Below are 16463 nucleotides of genomic sequence, written 5' to 3'. Positions count from 1 at the left end.
ACGCCACTCCCGCAACTACCTCGCCTTTCTCGGCCTCGCCGCAGCACTGTGCTGCTACAAGCGACTCCTCCGCATCACCACATAGGACACCGTCTTATGCGTACTCGACGGCTTCCTCGCTGAACGGTGAAACGGTCGCACGGCTGGCCAGGACGCAGGCGCCACTGTCCACAATCTAGCCATGAGTTGCCGTGGGCGGTGCGGCGAAAACATGGTCAGGGCGACCGCTGGGACGTCGAGGGGGCATCGGCAGGTGTCGGCCGCGTTGTGGTGCGGGCATGCGTGAGTGCCATGCCGACGACCAGTCCGATGGCGATGGCGGTGACGATCGTGATGAGTTTCTGCAGGTCCTGGAAGCCTTCGATGACGTAGCCCCCGGCCAGGGTGGTCAGGCCGCGCAGGCCCAGCGAGCCGACGGTGAGGGTGAAGAAGCCAGGAAGGATGAGGATCAATCGAGGTGGGCAGGCGGGGTTGCGGTCCAGCAGATTGGCTGCGGCGGCCAGCAGCACGGCAGCGACGAATGTGCCGCCGGTCTCCCGAATCAGCTTGGTGAACAGTGACTGCGCCCCGACGGTGGCGTAAACCAGCACGAGGAGAGTCCCGAAGAAGCGGTGCGGAATTGCGAAGGCCAGGACCGTGCCGCCGGTGAAGGCGATCCCGCCCAGGATCAGTGCCCACTTGGGTAGGTCGGCTCTGGCGGCGGTGTCGAAGAGGGCGTTGAGGGGGGTTCCGGTGACAAATATGCCCATCAGAACGCCAAGGTAGAGCTGGACGAGCAGGAATATGGAGTAGACGAGCCGGATCGCGCCGGTGGTGATGAGGCCGACGGCCAGCTCGGTGGTCGATGCGCTCAGGAAGTCACCGGGCACGAAGTAGAACAGCGCCGGGAGCATCAACAGGACCGGGCCGCCGTGTGCCGGATCGCCGGCAAACACTTCAATGGTGACGACGGAGACGACGGCCGAGACCACCAGGGGGAGAATTTTGGACAGTCGCGGCGCATGGTCGGCGGCGACCACGAGTGCCGCGGCGATCACGCCCAGGACGGCTGTGGTGGTGATCTCGTACCAGGTGGGCTGGACCAGCGGGGCGAAGCCCAGGGAGAACAGCAGAACGCCGAGGAACTTAAGCCACCAGGGGTACGGCGGCGGTGCGGCTTCGATGCATGCCAGCCTGCGGCTGGCTTCGGCTACCCCGAGCTGGCCCGTCTTTACGTCGGCCAGGAAGGGCTTGAGTGCCGCGGCTTGATCGAGCCGGGACACCTCCGGGAAGCCGTGCACACAGACCGTGCGCATCCCGCCGTCGGCCGCGACGATCGAGAGCACGGCCGCTTCGGGCACGAGGACTACGGACGCCTGGCCTCCGAAGGCCTGAGCGCTGGTGCCCACAGCTCGCTCGATGGAGTAGGCGCCCTCACCGGAAGAACGCAGCAGCAAGGCGGTGAGGCGGGCCAGAAAGGCGGTCAGATCGTCCAGGCCGGCGGCCGCATGCCCCATGTCCGCCTCCTTTGCCAGCGCCGGGAACACCAGGGTGCAGGGCGCGAAAGGCGTCGTAGTCCCTTACGGCTTCAATCGATAGTTCGGGGGAAAGAATTGCACTGCCCATCGGCGGAAGTGGAAAATTTCGCTGCCTCCGTGTGATCGGAGGATCTCCACCGTCTGCCTGGCCTGGTCCTTGCCGCGCACCGGGACGAAGATCAGCCATTTATCCTGGCTTAAGGCAGCAGAATGGGCCGCGAGCGTTTCACTTTCGTAGCCCCCGTGCTGCAGCCAGCGCGTGAAGCGGCCGAGAAGCCCGTGAGAGGTTCCCTTGCTGTCCAGAAGTCGCTGCCCTTCCGGCCCCTTCAGCACGTTCACGTCAGACAGGTTGATTCCAGCTTGTTCCAAGTGATCACAGGTAGCCGCATACCGTTCTTCGTTATCCAGAACGGCAGCTACACGTTTCATGGGATACAGGTAGAATCGCTCTTCGTTGGTCCTTGGCCGACCCACATTAACCCCTTCGTGTTGCCTCTTACCGATCGTAACGAACTCAAATCTGCACGCCTCAGGGCTTTCGCGGGAGCACCGTGAGAACCCGGACAACGTGATCCCGGAATTCCTCCATGAAGTCTCGGAGGAAACGTTCGGTATGCTCGTCGACGACTTCGCCGTTGCTGGTGAAAACATCGGGCTTGAATCTGACATAGGCCTCCGGCGCATTCATTTGCGGCGAGTCACAGAAGCTTAGGACACCGCGCAGACTCTGCTGAGCGAGGGCAGTACCGAGGGCACCCGGGGACGCCCCGATCACAGCCGAGGGTTTATGCGCGAATGAGTTGCTCCCCCAAGGGCGACTGGCCCAGTCGATGGCGTTTTTAAGGGCGCCCGGAATGGATCGATTATACTCAGGGGTCACAAATAGGAGGGCGTCAGCGGAGGCGATGGCATCCTTGAGCGCCTTACCCTCGGCAGGATAGTCGCTGTCGTAGTCATAACTATAGAGGGGAAGATCCTTAATCGGAATCTCAAAGAACTCCAAATCAGCCGGGGCCAGTCGGATCAGAGCCTTCGAGAGCGTCCGATTGATGGAGTGAGTCGCCAGACTTCCCACGAAGTAGCCGACCCGGTACGTAGTCATCGGTTCCTCGATTCAATGCGCGTATTACGTTCTTTCGTATCGCCCGCTCGGGCGGGCAGGAAGTTGTGCAACGAACGAAACCACGGTCGGGAGCGGAGTGCGTGCTGACAGGTCCATGCAGGTGACTGCGTGCGTCCCCCGCGGCCCGCCCGCATTCTCGGCGCCGAGACAGTGGGCGCCGCGAACACAACCGTGCAAGCTGCGCGGGCGCTGCCGAGGCGGTCGATTGCTGCTGTGTTGCGGCATCAGAGGCGAGCCGGCCGGAAGCTCATCAACTCTTGCGAGTCGGTTTCCCGAGGCGGGTGAGTGCGGCTGTGACCAGGGCCTGGACGCCGGTGTCCAGTGTGGGCTGCAGGACCGGCGCGAAGCGGGGGCTGTGGTTGACCGGGATGTCCTGGGCCACGGTGCCGCGTTGCAAAGCGGCCCGGTAGGAGTCCGGATCGACGCCGCCCAGGGCCCAGTAGGTATACGGGGTGCCGAAGGCATCCGGAATCCGGCTGAAGTCCTCGCTGGCGCTCTGCAGCTCGACAGTGACCGCGCGCTCCCCGAACATCGCGGCGAAAGCGGCGGAGACCTCGCAGGTCACCACGTCGTCGTTGACGGTCGGCGGAAAGCGGGTGCCCTCCTCGATCTGCGGCGCGCGAGTCGCCCCGGAGGCGTCACACTCGGCATGGACGATGCGCCGCACGGCTGCCAGGACGGCCCGCCGGGTCTCGTCGTCGTATGTGCGCACGTTCACCAGCAGTTCGGCCGACTCCGGGATCACGTTGCCGCTTGAGCCCGCCTGGACGGAGCCCACCGTGACCACTACCGGCTGGGTGGCGGCCAACTCACGCGAGACGATCGTCTGGAGTCGCACGACGATCATCGCGGCAATCACCACCGGGTCGATGGCGGCCTGCGGTGCCGAGCCGTGAGCGCCCCGGCCATGGACAGTGATCTTCACATTGTCCGCCGCGGAGAGAAAGGATCCCGCGCGGGTGCCGACCTGCCCTGCCGGATATGGAAGCACGTGCTGGGCGTAGCCGACGTCAGGGCGAGGAATACAGTCGGTCAGCCCGTCGGCGAGCATCCGGTCAGCACCGTCCCCCGGCTCCTCGGCAGGCTGGAACAACGCGACCAGCGTGCCCTGCCACGCTCCCGGCGCGGCAGCCATGAGCCGCGCGGCCCCCAACAGACAGGCGACGTGTATGTCGTGACCGCAGGCATGCGCCACGGGCACCGGCCGACCGGAAGCGTCCATGGCTTCAGCCGTGCTGGCGTAATGCAGACCGGTCTCCTCAAGGACCGGCAGAGCGTCCATGTCGGCTCGCAGCAATACGGTCGGGCCCTCTCCGTTGGCCAGGACACCGATCACACCGGTGCCGCCGATCCCCTCGTGCACCTGGTAGCCGCAGTTTCTCAGGCGTTCCGCCACCCGGGCCGCGGTGCGGTGCTCCTGGTGTCCCAGCTCGGGGTGGGCGTGCAGATCCTTGTAGACCTCTTCGAGCTCGGAGCGGATGTCACCGAGCCCGGCCAGGACAGCATCCGCGGTGTCCTTGAGCGTCATGGCCGTGCACTCCTTCCTCCCTCTCGGTGGGTGATCGCAGCGCCCGTTCACCTCAGGGATCCCGGTCCTTGGACGACCCCGGCCGCCAGTCGCGGCTGCCTGGCAGCTTCCAGCCCCAGGTGGACGCGGCCAGCCGCAGCGAGATACCGACCGTGATTCCGGCGAGGACGCCTGCGGTGGGTGCGCCGAGCCGGCTGCAGAGGACCATCACCCCGCTCACCACGATCGCGACGGTCGCGTACAACGGGGTGCCGCCGAAGATGGAAGGGGTCCGCGCGAGCAGCAGGTCCCGGATCGCCCCGCCGCCGACCGCTGTGATGGTGCCCAGCAGCACGGCCGGCAGCCAGCCCAGGCCGACAGCGAGGGTCTTCTGCGCCCCGGCGACCGCCCAGACGCTCAGCGCCGCGGCATCCAGGAAATTAAAGGCCCAACCGGACGTGTGGCGGCTCAGATCGGCTACGAAAGCCAGCAGGGTGCCTGCAGTGGCTACCGTGAGATAGGTGTAGTCGGTCAAGGCCACGGGCGTGCCGTGCTGCAACAGGGTGTCGCGGAGGATTCCACCGCCCAGGCCGGAGACGATGCCGATGACCAGGAAGCCGAACAGATCCAGACGACTGGCCCGGGCCAGCACCCCGCCGAGCGTGCCGTTGGCGAACACCCCGCTCAGGTCCAGCGCCCGGGTCAGCTCGGTCACGCTTTCAGGCGACAGCGACCGGGCCACAGACACCAGCGTCTCCCTTCACGCTTCCGCCATCGAAGCAGCCAAAGGCGCTACGTGCCCGCCGGGCATGGCATGCGAGGCAACTTCTCCAACCACTGGCCAGCCGGACTGCGACTGTGGGCGTCCGCTCGCAGGTCAGGTGCCGTATGGGTGGGTAGATCGATTGAGCAGAGGTGGACCACCCCCGAGCAGGGGGTGACCGGTTTCAACTGGCGGCCATCATTTCCGCACCAGGCACCCCGGACGGCCCAACAGACCGAGTGAGCTTCCAGCAGGCCCCTCAAACGAGTGCATCCGCACCAACTACGGACTGACCGTGCACGGCGGCATGCCGGTCACGTTCGAGGACCGCCCCGGTGTCATCGCCGAGACGAGGATGACCGCCTGCGAGTTCTCCTCGACGGGTATCCCGTCTCCTGCTTGGCTCCTCGGCTTTGCCGAGCTTGGCCAGCTTCAGCAACCCGCCCACGAGACCTCCAGCGCGCAGTTGCCGGGCAGCCCGGCGGAGGTTCGCGGAGCCACGCAGTCACGCACAAGCTGGTACGGACCTCAAACCCACTCAACTTCGGAAAAGATGCGCGGCGAAGCTTCGGGGCCTGGCAGCCGCGTCCGGGAGGGCGCCGACCGCGCCGACGGGCGAGGGACCGAAGCGCCGGCCGCAGCCAGCGCAGCCGCCACCTCGTCCTCACCCGCCCCCGCCAGCGCCTCCATCACCCGATCGAGTGCCTCGCCCACCTCAGTGCGCGTGACCACTCGAAGCCGGCGTCGGACCTGCGTTTTTGACCGTCAAGGGCAGCAACTTCTTGCCGGTGGGGCCGATTTGTATGGCCGTATCCATCTGCGGGCACACGCCGCAGTCGAAGCAGGGTGTCCAGCGGCAGTCCTCGACCTCCGTTTCGTCGAGGGCGTCCTGCCAGTCCTCCCAGAGCCAGTCCTTGTCCAGGCCGGAGTCGAGGTGGTCCCAGGGCAGGACCTCCTCATAGGTGCGCTCGCGGGTGGTGTACCAGTCGACGTCCACACCGAAGGGCGCGAGCGCCTTGTCGGCGCAGGCCATCCAGCGGTCGTAGGAGAAGTGCTCGCGCCAGCCGTCGAAGCGGCCGCCGTCGTCGTACACCGCGCGGATGACGGCGCCGATGCGGCGGTCGCCGCGGGAGAGGAGGCCCTCGACGATGCCCGGCTTGCCGTCGTGGTAGCGGAAGCCGATCGAGCGGCCGTACTTCTTGTCGCCTCGGATCTTGTCGCGGAGCTTCGCGAGCCGGGCGTCCGTCTCCTCCGCGCTCAGCTGCGGGGCCCACTGGAAGGGGGTGTGGGGCTTCGGGACGAAGCCGCCGATCGAGACCGTGCAGCGGATGTCGTTCGAGCCCGAGACCTCGCGGCCCTTCTGGATGACGTGGGTCGCCATGTCGGCGATCTGGAGGACGTCGTCGTCGGTCTCCGTCGGCAGGCCGCACATGAAGTACAGCTTCACCTGGCGCCAGCCGTTGCCGTAGGCCGTGGCGACCGTGCGGATCAGGTCGTCCTCCGAGACCATCTTGTTGATGACCTTGCGGATGCGTTCCGAGCCGCCCTCCGGGGCGAAGGTGAGGCCCGAACGGCGGCCGTTGCGGGTCAGTTCGTTCGCCAGGTCGATGTTGAAGGCGTCCACGCGGGTGGAGGGCAGGGAGAGGCCGATCTTGTCGTCCTCGTAGCGGTCGGCCAGGCCCTTGGCGATGTCGCCGATCTCCGAGTGGTCCGCGGAGGAGAGGGAGAGCAGGCCCACCTCCTCGAAGCCGGTCGCCTTGAGGCCCTTGTCGACCATTTCGCCGATGCCCGTGATCGAGCGTTCGCGCACCGGGCGGGTGATCATGCCGGCCTGGCAGAAGCGGCAGCCGCGGGTGCAGCCGCGGAAGATCTCCACCGACATGCGTTCGTGGACCGTCTCGGCCAGGGGGACGAGGGGCTGCTTGGGGTACGGCCACTCGTCCAGGTCCATGACCGTGTGCTTGGACACGCGCCAGGGGACACCGCTCTTGTTCGGGACCACGCGGGCGATACGGCCGTCCGGCAGGTACTCGACGTCATAGAACGCCGGGACGTACACCCCGCCCGTCCTGGCCAGGCGGAACAGGGCCTCCTCGCGGCCGCCGGGGCGGCCCTCGGCCTTCCACTCGCGGATGATCCGGGTCATGTCGAGCACGGCCTGCTCGCCGTCGCCGATGACCGCCGCGTCGATGAAGTCGGCGATCGGCTCGGGGTTGAACGCCGCGTGGCCGCCGGCCAGGACGATCGGGTCGTCGTCCGTGCGGTCCTTGGACTCCAGGGGGATTCCGGCCAGGTCCAGGGCGGCGAGCATGTTGGTGTAGCCCAGCTCCGTGGAGAAGCTGAGGCCGAACACGTCGAATGCCTTCACCGGGCGGTGGCTGTCCACCGTGAACTGCGGGACGCCGTGCTCGCGCATCAGCGCCTCCAGGTCCGGCCACACGCTGTAGGTGCGCTCGGCGAGGACGCCCTCCTGCTCGTTGAGGACCTCGTAGAGGATCTGGACGCCCTGGTTGGGCAGGCCGACCTCGTACGCGTCCGGGTACATGAGCGCCCAGCGGACGTCGCACTCGTCCCAGTCCTTGACGGTGGAGTTGAGCTCTCCGCCGACGTACTGGATCGGCTTCTGCACGTGGGGGAGCAGAGCTTCGAGCTGCGGGAAAACCGACTCGACAGGCATCTCGCGAACCTTCGTGAGCTGACGGGGGTGACCATCAAGCCTAACCCGCCCGGCGGGCTCCCCCGAACGCTCAGCCGGCCGCCCCGGACCTGATCTCCTTCCACAGCACCGGCAGCTCCGCCTCCGCCTGTGCCGCCCGTGCCTCCTCGCGGCCGTACAGCACCCCGTAGGTGAAGGTGCCCTCCCCCGCCGCGTGGGCCACCGCGGACAGCTCGCGCAGGGTCAGCCGGGTCATGACGCTGTCCTGGTGGTCGCCGAGGAGGGTGGTCAGGGACTTCATGGCCTTGGTGAGGGAGCGGGCCGGTTTGCCGAGGGCCGGGCCGGCCGCCTCGGCCGCGTACCGGGTGCGCTTGGCCTTCTTGCGGGCCTCGTGCACGGCGACGTCGCGTTCCTTGCCGGGCGGGACGCCGATGGCCTGCTCGACCAGGGCGGACAGGGTCGCGAGGTCCTTGTCCATGACCTTGGCGAGCACCTTCTCCGGCTTTTTCCCGGCGGCCTTGCGCAGCGGCGGGTCGGTGAGGAGTGCGTCCAGGGTGTCCAGCAGGGTCAGATAGCGGCGGGAGTCCAGGACGCCGGTCAGATGGGCCTGTGCGCCGCCGCCGCGGGCCTCGGCCCAGGAGGCGAGGCGTTCGTGAACCGGGCCGAGGACCAGGTCGGGCGGGAGGGCGTCCAGGGCGGCCGTCAGGCGTTCGGCCATCACTTCCTGGTCGCGGTCCACGCCCAGCTCGCCCGCGAGCCACTTCAGCTCGACCGCGATGGGGTCGGTGACGGCGCGGTCGAGGACGGAGCGGAAGCTGCGCAGGGTGCTGCGGGCGCGGCGGGTGGCGACCCGCATACGGTGCACGGAGTCGGGCACGTCACGGCGGACGGCGGGGTCGAGTTCGACCAGTACGTCCCGCTGGGCACGCAGATAGGCGAGCACATGGTCGCCGGCCGTCACCGGCGGCGCGGGCTTGCCCGTCCTACGGCGCTTTCCCCCTGTCTGCTCCAGGGCCCGGGCGAGCTTCGACGGCGACTTGGAGGGCCGGACGCCCGCCCTGCGCAGCCGTTTCTCCACCAGGTCCAGGAAGGCGGGGTCCCCGTCGTCGGCCAGTTCCACCTCGATCTCGGTCCACTGGGCGGCCCCGCCCTTCTTCGCGAGCCGCTCGGCGGTCACGGCGTCGATGCTCACCTCGGCCAGCAGGGTGCCGTCGGCGTCGACCAGGTGACGCACATCCCGGGCGGAGCGCAGCCGGACCAGCGGGACCAGTTCGGCGTCCCGGACCCGGGAGCGGACCAGGGCGGCGATCTCCTCCGGGACGGTGTCGGAGAGCGGGGCCCGGATCTCGTCCCGTACGCCCGGTTCTACCGGGAACTTCAGATGCCAGCCGGCGTCCGAGCCTCCGGTGCGGCGGCGCAGGGTGAGGGCTGCGGCGGCCAGGCGCTCGTCGGCGGTGTCGTAGTAGGTGGCGTCGAGCTCCACCAGGCCCTTGTCCAGGACGGCCGCCACTCCGTCGACGCCGGTCAGGTCGGGCAGCCCGCTGTCGTCGGACTCGTACTTGCGCTCGATCTCGCGTTTCGCATCCGCCATGGATCGAATCTAGTTGTCCGCGGGGTCGTGCGGCAGGGGCAGTCCCGGGTGAATGGCCGGAAGACTCCCGTCACCCGCCCGGTGAACGGCGCGCCCGCGTAGGCCCCCGCCCGATCGCCGGAGGCCTACGCCGACATGGGTCTTTGGACCTTGATCGACTGCAACAGTCCCACGGCCACCCAGATCGCGAACATCGACGAGCCGCCGTACGACACGAACGGCAGCGGGAGGCCGGTGACCGGCATGATGCCGAGGGTCATGCCGATGTTCTCGAAGGACTGGAAGGCGAACCAGGCGACGATCCCCGCGGCCACGATCGTCCCGTACAGCTCGGTGGAGTCGCGGGCGATGCGGCAGGCCCGCCACAGCACCACGCCGAGCAGGAAGATAATGAGGCCGGCGCCGAGGAAGCCCAGTTCCTCCCCCGCGACCGTGAAGACGAAGTCCGTCTGCTGCTCGGGCACGAACTGGCCGGTGGTCTGCGAGCCGTGGAAGAGACCGGCCCCGGTCAGGCCGCCGGAGCCGATGGCGATCCGGGCCTGGTTGGTGTTGTAGCCGACGCCCGCCGGGTCCAGGTCCGGGTTGGCGAACGCGGCGAAGCGGTTGATCTGGTACTGGTCCAGGATGTGCAGCTGCCAGATGGCGACACAGCCGATCACGCCCAGGATGAGCAGGCCGAAGATCCAGCGGTTGGAGGCGCCGGAGGCGAGCAGCACGCCCAGGATGATGGCCACCATGGCGAGCACCGAGCCGAGGTCGGGCATCAGCAGCAGGATCAGGCACGGTACGGCCGCGAGGCCGAGGGACTGCGCCACGGTCCGGTGGTCCGGGTACAGCTTGTCGCCCGCGTCCACCCGGGCCGCGAGCATCATCGCCATGCCCAGGATGATCGCCACCTTGAGGAACTCGGCGGGCTGGAGCGAGAAGCCGCCGATCACGAGCCAGTTGCGCTGACCGTTGATGGTGGCGCCGAGCGGGGTCAGGACCACCAGGGCCAGCAGGACCGACAGGCCGTAGAGGATCGGCACGGCGTTGCGCAGGGCGCGGTGGCCCAGCCAGAGCGTGCCGATCATGAGGGCGAACCCGATGCCGAGGTTCATCAGGTGCCGTTCCAGGAAGAAGTACGGGTCGCCCTGGTTGATCTCGGTGCGCTTGCGGGTCGCCGAGAACACCAGCGCGGACCCGATCAGGGACAGCGCGACGGCGGCCAGCAGTATCGGCCAGTCGAGCCTGCGGGCCAGCGAGTCACGGGCGAGGATCCTGGTCCAGCCGGCCCGCTCGGGGCCGTACCCGGAGACGGAGAAGCCGTTCGCGCCGGTCATGAGGGCATCCTCCGGCTTCCCCGCCCGGGGGTCCTGCGTGGTCGCCTGCGGGTGTTGCGGTTGCCCGCGGTGGGCGAGGGCGAGCTGGCGGGCTGCTGGTCGCTGCCGTTGCTGGGGTTGTTCTGCTGGGAGGCCTCGGCGTCCTTCGCCGGGTCGCCGTTGATCTTCGGGGCGTCGATCGTGCCGTCCGTGCGGACCTTCGGCAGGCCCTTCTGCGGCTCGGGCAGCAGCGCCTTCTTGTTGTCGATGGAGCCGTCGCCCTGGACGCCGTAGAGCGCGCTGTAGATGTTGCGCACGGCCTCACCGGAGGAACCGGAACCCGTACCGGCCTGGGAGATCGTCATGATCACCGAGTAGTCCTTGGAGTACGTGGCCAGCCAGCCGGTGGTCTGCTTGCCGTAGACCTCGGCGGTACCGGTCTTGCCGTGCAGCGGGATCTTGTCCTGCGGCCATCCGTTGAACTTCCACGCGGCCGTACCGCGGGTGATGACGCCCGCGAAGGCGTCGTCCATGCCCTTGAGGGTGGCCTGGCTGACCGGCAGCTTGCGCTGCACCTTGGGCTTGATCTCCTGGACGCTCTTGCCGTCGGCGCTGATGATCGCCTTGCCGATGGTCGGGGTGTACTCGCTGCCGCCGTTGGCGACGGCGCCGTAGATCATGGCCTCCTGGATCGGCGTGACGAGGGTGTCGCCCTGGCCGATGGAGTAGTTGATCTCGTCACCCTCGCGCATCTTGTTGCCTTCGAGGCAGTTCTCGTAGGCGATCTTCTCGACGTACGAGCCGTCCTTCTTGCCGGACTTGCACCAGGCGTCCTTGTTGGCCTTCCAGTAGTCGAGCTTCCACTGGCGGTCGGGGACGCGGCCGGTGACCTCGTTGGGCAGGTCGATGCCGGTCTCCTTGCCGAGGCCGAACTGGTGGGCGGTCTTGAAGAACCAGTCCTTCGGCTGGCCCTTCTTGGGGTTGATACCGCCGTCCTTCTTCCACTCGTTGTCGCCGAGGCCGTAGAAGACGGTGTCGCAGGAGACCTCCAGGGCGCGGCCCAGGGAGATATCGCCGAAGTTCTCGCCCTCGAAGTTCTTGAAGACCTGGCCGCCGACCGAGTAGGAGCTGGTGCAGGGGTAGCCGCCGTCCCAGGCGTAGCCGGCCTGGACCGCGGCGGCCGTGGAGACCACCTTGAACGTCGAACCGGGGGCCGCCTGACCCTGGATGGCCCGATTCAGCAGCGGGTAGTCGGAGTCCTTGCCGGTGAGGGCCTTGTAGTCCTTGGCGGAGATGCCGCCCACCCAGACGTTCGGGTCGTAGGTCGGGGCCGAGGCCATCGCGACGATCCGGCCGGTCTTGGCCTCCATGACGACGACGGCGCCGGAGTCGGCCTTGAAGTTCTCGCCGGTGTTCTTGTCGAACTGCTGGCGGGCGGCCTTCATCGCCTTGTCCAGTTCGTACTCCGCGACGCGCTGGACCCGGGAGTCGATGCTGGTGACCAGGTTCGAGCCGGACTCGGCGGCGTCCGACTTGGCCTTGCCGATGACGCGGCCGAGGTTGTCCACCTCGTAACGGGTGACGCCGGCCTTGCCGCGCAGCTCCTTGTCGTACTCCCGCTCCAGGCCGGAGCGGCCGACCATGTCGGAGCGCAGATAGGGCGAGTCGGTGTCCTTGGCCTTCTGGATCTCGGCGTCGGTGACGGGCGAGAGATAGCCGAGGACCTGCGCGGAGTTGGAGCCGCCCGGGCCCGGGTAGCGGCGCACGGCCTCGGGCTCGGCGGTGATGCCGGGGAAGTCCTCGGCACGTTCACGGATCTGCAGGGCCTGCTTGGGCGTCGCCTTGTCGGTGATCGGGATCGGCTGGTACGGCGAGCCGTTCCAGCACGGCTTCGGGGTCTTGGCGTCGCACAGCCGGACCTTCTGGATGACCTCCTCGGGCTTCACGCCGAGGACGCCTGCCAGCTTGGTGAGGACCGCCTTGCCGTCGTCCTTCTGCTTGAGCAGGTCGGTGCGGGAGGCGGAGACGACCAGGCGGGTCTCGTTGTCCGCGAGGGGCACCCCGCGGGCGTCCAGGATGTCGCCGCGCACGGCGGGCTCGACGACCTGCTGGACGTGGTTGCCGGACGCCTCCTTCTGGTACTGGGCGCCCTCACGGATCTGCAGGTACCACAGTCGGCCGCCGAGCGTGCCGAGCAGGGAGAGGACGAGGATCTGGATCACGACGAGCCGGATCTGGACCCGCGGGGTCCGACCGGTCTCGGGGATGTTGGTCACTGCGGCTGTCTCCCCCTCTCAGTGCGCGGGCGTCTGTGCGAGCGGTGCGGGTGTGCGCACCGGCTGCGCGCGTACGAATGATGAACGACCAGCCTGTGAACCCGCGTTCCACGAAGGCTGACCCGTTCGGGTGAACTCCGCCAAGTCCCCGGCCGCCTGACTCGCTCTCACAGCCGCTTGACCCCCTTGATCCGGCCGACCCGCGTGGAGCGGGTGCGCGCCTTGGCCTTCAGCGCGCCGAGGCCGCCGCGCTGGCTGCCGATGCGCAGTCCGGTGCCGGAGGAGAGCCAGCCGGCGGAGATGTCGCCGGCCTTGGCGGCCGGGCCGCTCTCGGTCAGCGGGTCGTTGTCGGCGCGGCGGGCCAGCCACATGACCCCGGGGACCACGAACGGGGCGAGCAGCAGGTCGTACAGGGCCGCCGAGAACAGCAGCCCGGGCAGGCCGACATGGCGGGCGGCCGTGTCGCCGACAAGGGCGCCGACGCCCGCGTACAGCAGCGTGGAGCCGATGGCGGCGGCGACCACGACGGCCATCGGGCCGGTCGCCGACTTCAGCCGGCCGTTCTCCGGTCTGATGAGCCCGGCGAAGTAGCCGGTGACGCAGAGCACGAGGGCGTAGCGGCCGGCCGCGTGGTCGGCGGGCGGGGCCAGGTCGGCGAGCAGGCCGGCGCCGAAGCCGACGAGGGCGCCACCCACATGGCCGTACACCATGGCGAGGCCGAGGACGGTGAGCAGCAGCAGGTCGGGGACGGCGCCCGGCAGATGCAGGCGGGCGAGGACGCTCACCTGGACCACCAGGGCCACGACGACCAGCGCGCTGGAGAGCAGGATCCGGTTGAGGCGCATGGGAAGAGTCAGCTCCTACTGCTGCTGGCCGGTCGAGTCGTTCGCGTTGGCCGACGGGGTCACCGTCACGGTCACCGTCGGGACCGGCTTGGGCTTGGCCGGCAGGACCTCGTCGCGCGGGTCCTTCTTCGGTGCCTGGACGACCACTCCGACGATGTCGAGCTTGGTGAAGCCGACGTACGGGGTGACATAGATCGTGCGGGTGAGGCCGCCGTTGGAGGGCTCGACGCGGGAGACCACGCCGACCGGCACACCGGGCACGAACGGGCGGTCGGCCTCCGAGCCGAAGGTGACGAGGCGCTCGCCCTTCTTCACCTCCGCCTTGCCGTTGAGCAGTTCCACGCGCAGCGGACGGTCGCCCTGCCCGGAGGCGAAGCCGAGTTCGTCGCTGCCCTCCATGCGGGTGCCGACGGTGAAGTCGGGGTCGTTGGCGAGCAGCACGGTGGAGGTGTCCGGGCCGACCGTGGTGACACGGCCGACCAGGCCGTCGCCGTTGAGGACGGTCATGTCGCGCTTGATGCCGTCGTTGGCGCCGGCGTCGATGGTGATGGTCCAGGAGAAGCCCTGGGCCGCTCCTATGGCGATGACCTGGGCGCCCTTGATGCCGTACTGCCCCTCGCCGGCGATCTTCAGCATCTTGTCGAGCTGGTTCAGGCGGCTGCGGTTGCGGTCGTCGCTGCCGAGTTTCGCCTTGAGGGCCGCGTTCTCCTTCTCCAGCAGGGCGAGCCGGTCGTGCCGGCCGCCGGAGGCGCGGATCGCGGAGACGGCGTTGCCGACCGGATCGACCGCGGAGGACAGGCCGTTCTCGACAGGGCCGAACACCGCGGCCGCGGCCTGCCGGGCGCCGTCGACCGGGGAGTTCCGGCCTCCGCGGATATCCACCGTGATCAGCGCGAACGCGATGGCGATCAGCAGGACCAGGAGCAGCCGGCTCTCTTTCGTGTCCCTCACGTGCGGCGGCCGTGCCCTTCCTCAATAGGAATTCGGGAGCCTCTTGGCGGGCGGTGTCCCGCGACGGGATACGCGAAACGCAAACCCGAGGGGCCCATTTGTGGGAGCTTATGCCTCTATATCAACGATCCGCCGCACGAGAGGAGAACGTCTCGTACGGCGGAATCGAAGAGTTACGTCATCTGCGCGGCTGGGCGTCCAGGACCTGCTGCAGCGCCTCGAACTCCTCGACGCACTTGCCGGAACCGAGCGCCACGCTGTCCAGCGGGTCCTCGGCGATGTGGATCGGCATGCCGGTCTCCCGGCGCAGCCGCTCGTCGAGCCCGCGCAGCAGGGCTCCGCCGCCGGTCAGAACGATTCCTCGGTCCATGATGTCGCCGGACAGCTCCGGCGGGCACTTGTCGAGGGTCGTCTTGACCGCGTCCACGATCGCGTTGACCGGCTCCTCGATCGCCTTGCGGACCTCGGCGGCCGAGATGACCACGGTCTTGGGCAGCCCGGACACCAGGTCCCGGCCGCGGACTTCGGTGTGCTCGTCGGAGTCGAGGTCGTACGCCGAACCGATCGTGATCTTGATCTGCTCGGCCGTGCGCTCACCCAGCAGAAGGCTGTACTCCTTCTTGATGTACTGGATGATCGCGTTGTCCAGCTCGTCGCCCGCGACCCGGATGGACTGGGCGGTGACGATGCCGCCGAGCGAGATGACCGCGACCTCCGTGGTACCGCCGCCGATGTCCACCACCATGTTGCCCGTGGCCTCGTGGACCGGCAGGCCGGAGCCGATGGCCGCGGCCATGGGCTCCTCGATGATGTGCACCTGGCGCGCACCCGCCTGGGAGGACGCCTCGATCACGGCGCGGCGCTCGACGCCCGTGATGCCCGAGGGCACACAGACGACGACCCGCGGGCGGGCGAGATACCGCCGCTTGTGGATCTTCAGGATGAAGTAGCGGAGCATTCGCTCGGTGATCTCGAAGTCGGCGATCACGCCGTCCTTCAGCGGGCGGACGGCCACGATGTTGCCCGGCGTCCGGCCGATCATCTTCTTCGCTTCGGCACCGACCGCGAGGATCCCACCCGTGTTGGTGTTGATCGCGACGACGGACGGCTCGTTGAGTACGATTCCGCGACCCCTGACGTACACCAGCGTGTTGGCGGTCCCGAGGTCGACAGCCATGTCACGGCCGATGAACGACATTGAGTTCCCCATCCGGATTCATCTGGCCTTCCCGAGCTTTTGAGGGCATATCAGGTCGGCGAGGCGGGTGCGGTGACGCGAAGGCTTCCATCGTAAACGCGCCTTCGCGAACACTGCGCGAGGGTCTCCGCCATTGTCACCATGTGGCGGCCCGCCCCGCTTGTGGAGACGCTCCATCGGTGGCACGCGTTCCCCCGAACGGCAAGGCATATGCCAAGGGACGGCCGGAAATGTACGGCCGCCCCTGGTCAGGCGCCACCGGACAGAGCTGACGCCCACTCAGAAAAATTACCGAAAACTCAAACGGCCGCGACTCACGCCCGGCCCGGGAAGAAGATCTTCACCTCGCGCTCGGCGGACTCCTCGGAGTCGGAGGCGTGGATCAGGTTCTCGCGGACGATCACACCGAAGTCACCGCGGATGGAACCGGGCGCGGCGGCGATCGGGTCGGTCGGGCCGGCGAGCGCGCGCACGCCCTCGATGACCCGCTCGCCCTCGACGATCAGCACCACGACCGGGCCGGAGGACATGAACTCGACCAGCGGCTCGTAGAACGGCTTGCCGACGTGCTCGGCGTAGTGCTGCTCCAGCGTGCCACGGTCCAGGGTGCGCAGCTCCAGCGCGGTGATCTGCCAGCCGGCCTTGCGCTCGATGCGGCTGATGATCTCGCCGGTCAGGCCGCGACGAACGGCGTCGGGCTTGAGGAGGACGAGGGTGCGCTGGCTCACGGGAGGA

The 16463-nt window shown here is 68.2% G+C and carries 13 protein-coding genes; all 13 read right to left on the bottom strand.

Annotation, left to right across the window (positions count from 1 at the left end; translation table 11 throughout):
* Positions 1 to 215: 215 nt before the first annotated feature.
* Complete coding sequence (locus ACZ5NH_RS42615; RefSeq protein ID WP_468783482.1) at positions 216 to 1496, bottom strand: threonine/serine exporter family protein; 1281 nt, start codon at positions 1494 to 1496, stop codon at positions 216 to 218.
* A 63-nt stretch (positions 1497 to 1559) separates the two neighbouring features.
* Positions 1560 to 1856, bottom strand: a complete 297-nt coding sequence (locus tag ACZ5NH_RS42610) for a hypothetical protein (RefSeq protein ID WP_142218844.1) — start codon at positions 1854 to 1856, stop codon at positions 1560 to 1562.
* A 190-nt stretch (positions 1857 to 2046) separates the two neighbouring features.
* Positions 2047 to 2619, bottom strand: coding sequence for an NADPH-dependent FMN reductase (locus ACZ5NH_RS42605; protein WP_055703566.1), 573 nt, complete (start codon positions 2617 to 2619; stop codon positions 2047 to 2049).
* A 271-nt stretch (positions 2620 to 2890) separates the two neighbouring features.
* Positions 2891 to 4168: an amidohydrolase gene (locus ACZ5NH_RS42600; RefSeq protein ID WP_468783480.1), complete on the bottom strand. Its 1278-nt coding sequence runs from the start codon at positions 4166 to 4168 to the stop codon at positions 2891 to 2893.
* A gap of 52 nt (positions 4169 to 4220) precedes the next feature.
* Positions 4221 to 4862, bottom strand: a complete 642-nt coding sequence (locus ACZ5NH_RS42595) for a trimeric intracellular cation channel family protein (protein ID WP_234357544.1) — start codon at positions 4860 to 4862, stop codon at positions 4221 to 4223.
* Between the two features lie 763 nt (positions 4863 to 5625).
* A complete protein-coding gene (locus ACZ5NH_RS42590; RefSeq protein WP_468783478.1) occupies positions 5626 to 7587 on the bottom strand; it encodes a TIGR03960 family B12-binding radical SAM protein in 1962 nt (653 codons plus the stop codon).
* 70 nt (positions 7588 to 7657) lie between these two features.
* Positions 7658 to 9157: a CYTH and CHAD domain-containing protein gene (locus ACZ5NH_RS42585; protein WP_468783476.1), complete on the bottom strand. Its 1500-nt coding sequence runs from the start codon at positions 9155 to 9157 to the stop codon at positions 7658 to 7660.
* Positions 9158 to 9282: 125 nt separating this feature from the next.
* Positions 9283 to 10479 carry a rod shape-determining protein RodA gene (rodA, locus tag ACZ5NH_RS42580; protein WP_388634525.1) on the bottom strand — a complete coding sequence of 399 codons (1197 nt, stop codon included), beginning with the start codon at positions 10477 to 10479 and terminating at the stop codon, positions 9283 to 9285.
* Positions 10476 to 12734 (bottom strand): penicillin-binding protein 2, encoded by a 2259-nt coding sequence (gene mrdA, locus ACZ5NH_RS42575; protein ID WP_468783474.1) that lies wholly within the window; start codon positions 12732 to 12734, stop codon positions 10476 to 10478. Before mrdA ends, rodA begins: the two co-directional genes overlap by 4 nt.
* 167 nt (positions 12735 to 12901) lie before the next feature.
* Positions 12902 to 13579, bottom strand: coding sequence for a rod shape-determining protein MreD (gene mreD, locus ACZ5NH_RS42570; RefSeq protein WP_388634531.1), 678 nt, complete (start codon positions 13577 to 13579; stop codon positions 12902 to 12904).
* 15 nt (positions 13580 to 13594) lie between these two features.
* The gene (gene mreC, locus ACZ5NH_RS42565) at positions 13595 to 14530 is read right to left on the bottom strand and encodes a rod shape-determining protein MreC (protein WP_388634534.1); all 936 of its coding nucleotides are present in this window, start codon (positions 14528 to 14530) and stop codon (positions 13595 to 13597) included.
* 178 nt (positions 14531 to 14708) lie between these two features.
* A complete protein-coding gene (locus tag ACZ5NH_RS42560; protein ID WP_020940056.1) occupies positions 14709 to 15728 on the bottom strand; it encodes a rod shape-determining protein in 1020 nt (339 codons plus the stop codon).
* A 314-nt stretch (positions 15729 to 16042) separates the two neighbouring features.
* On the bottom strand, positions 16043 to 16456 hold the full coding sequence (ndk, locus tag ACZ5NH_RS42555) for a nucleoside-diphosphate kinase (RefSeq protein ID WP_388634538.1): 414 nt from the start codon (positions 16454 to 16456) through the stop codon (positions 16043 to 16045).
* Positions 16457 to 16463 lie beyond the last annotated feature (7 nt).

Source organism: Streptomyces sp. NPDC031426 (assembly GCF_055581585.1).
Note: the sequence above shows the minus strand (reverse complement) of the source record. Positions and strands in the feature narration are given on the sequence as shown.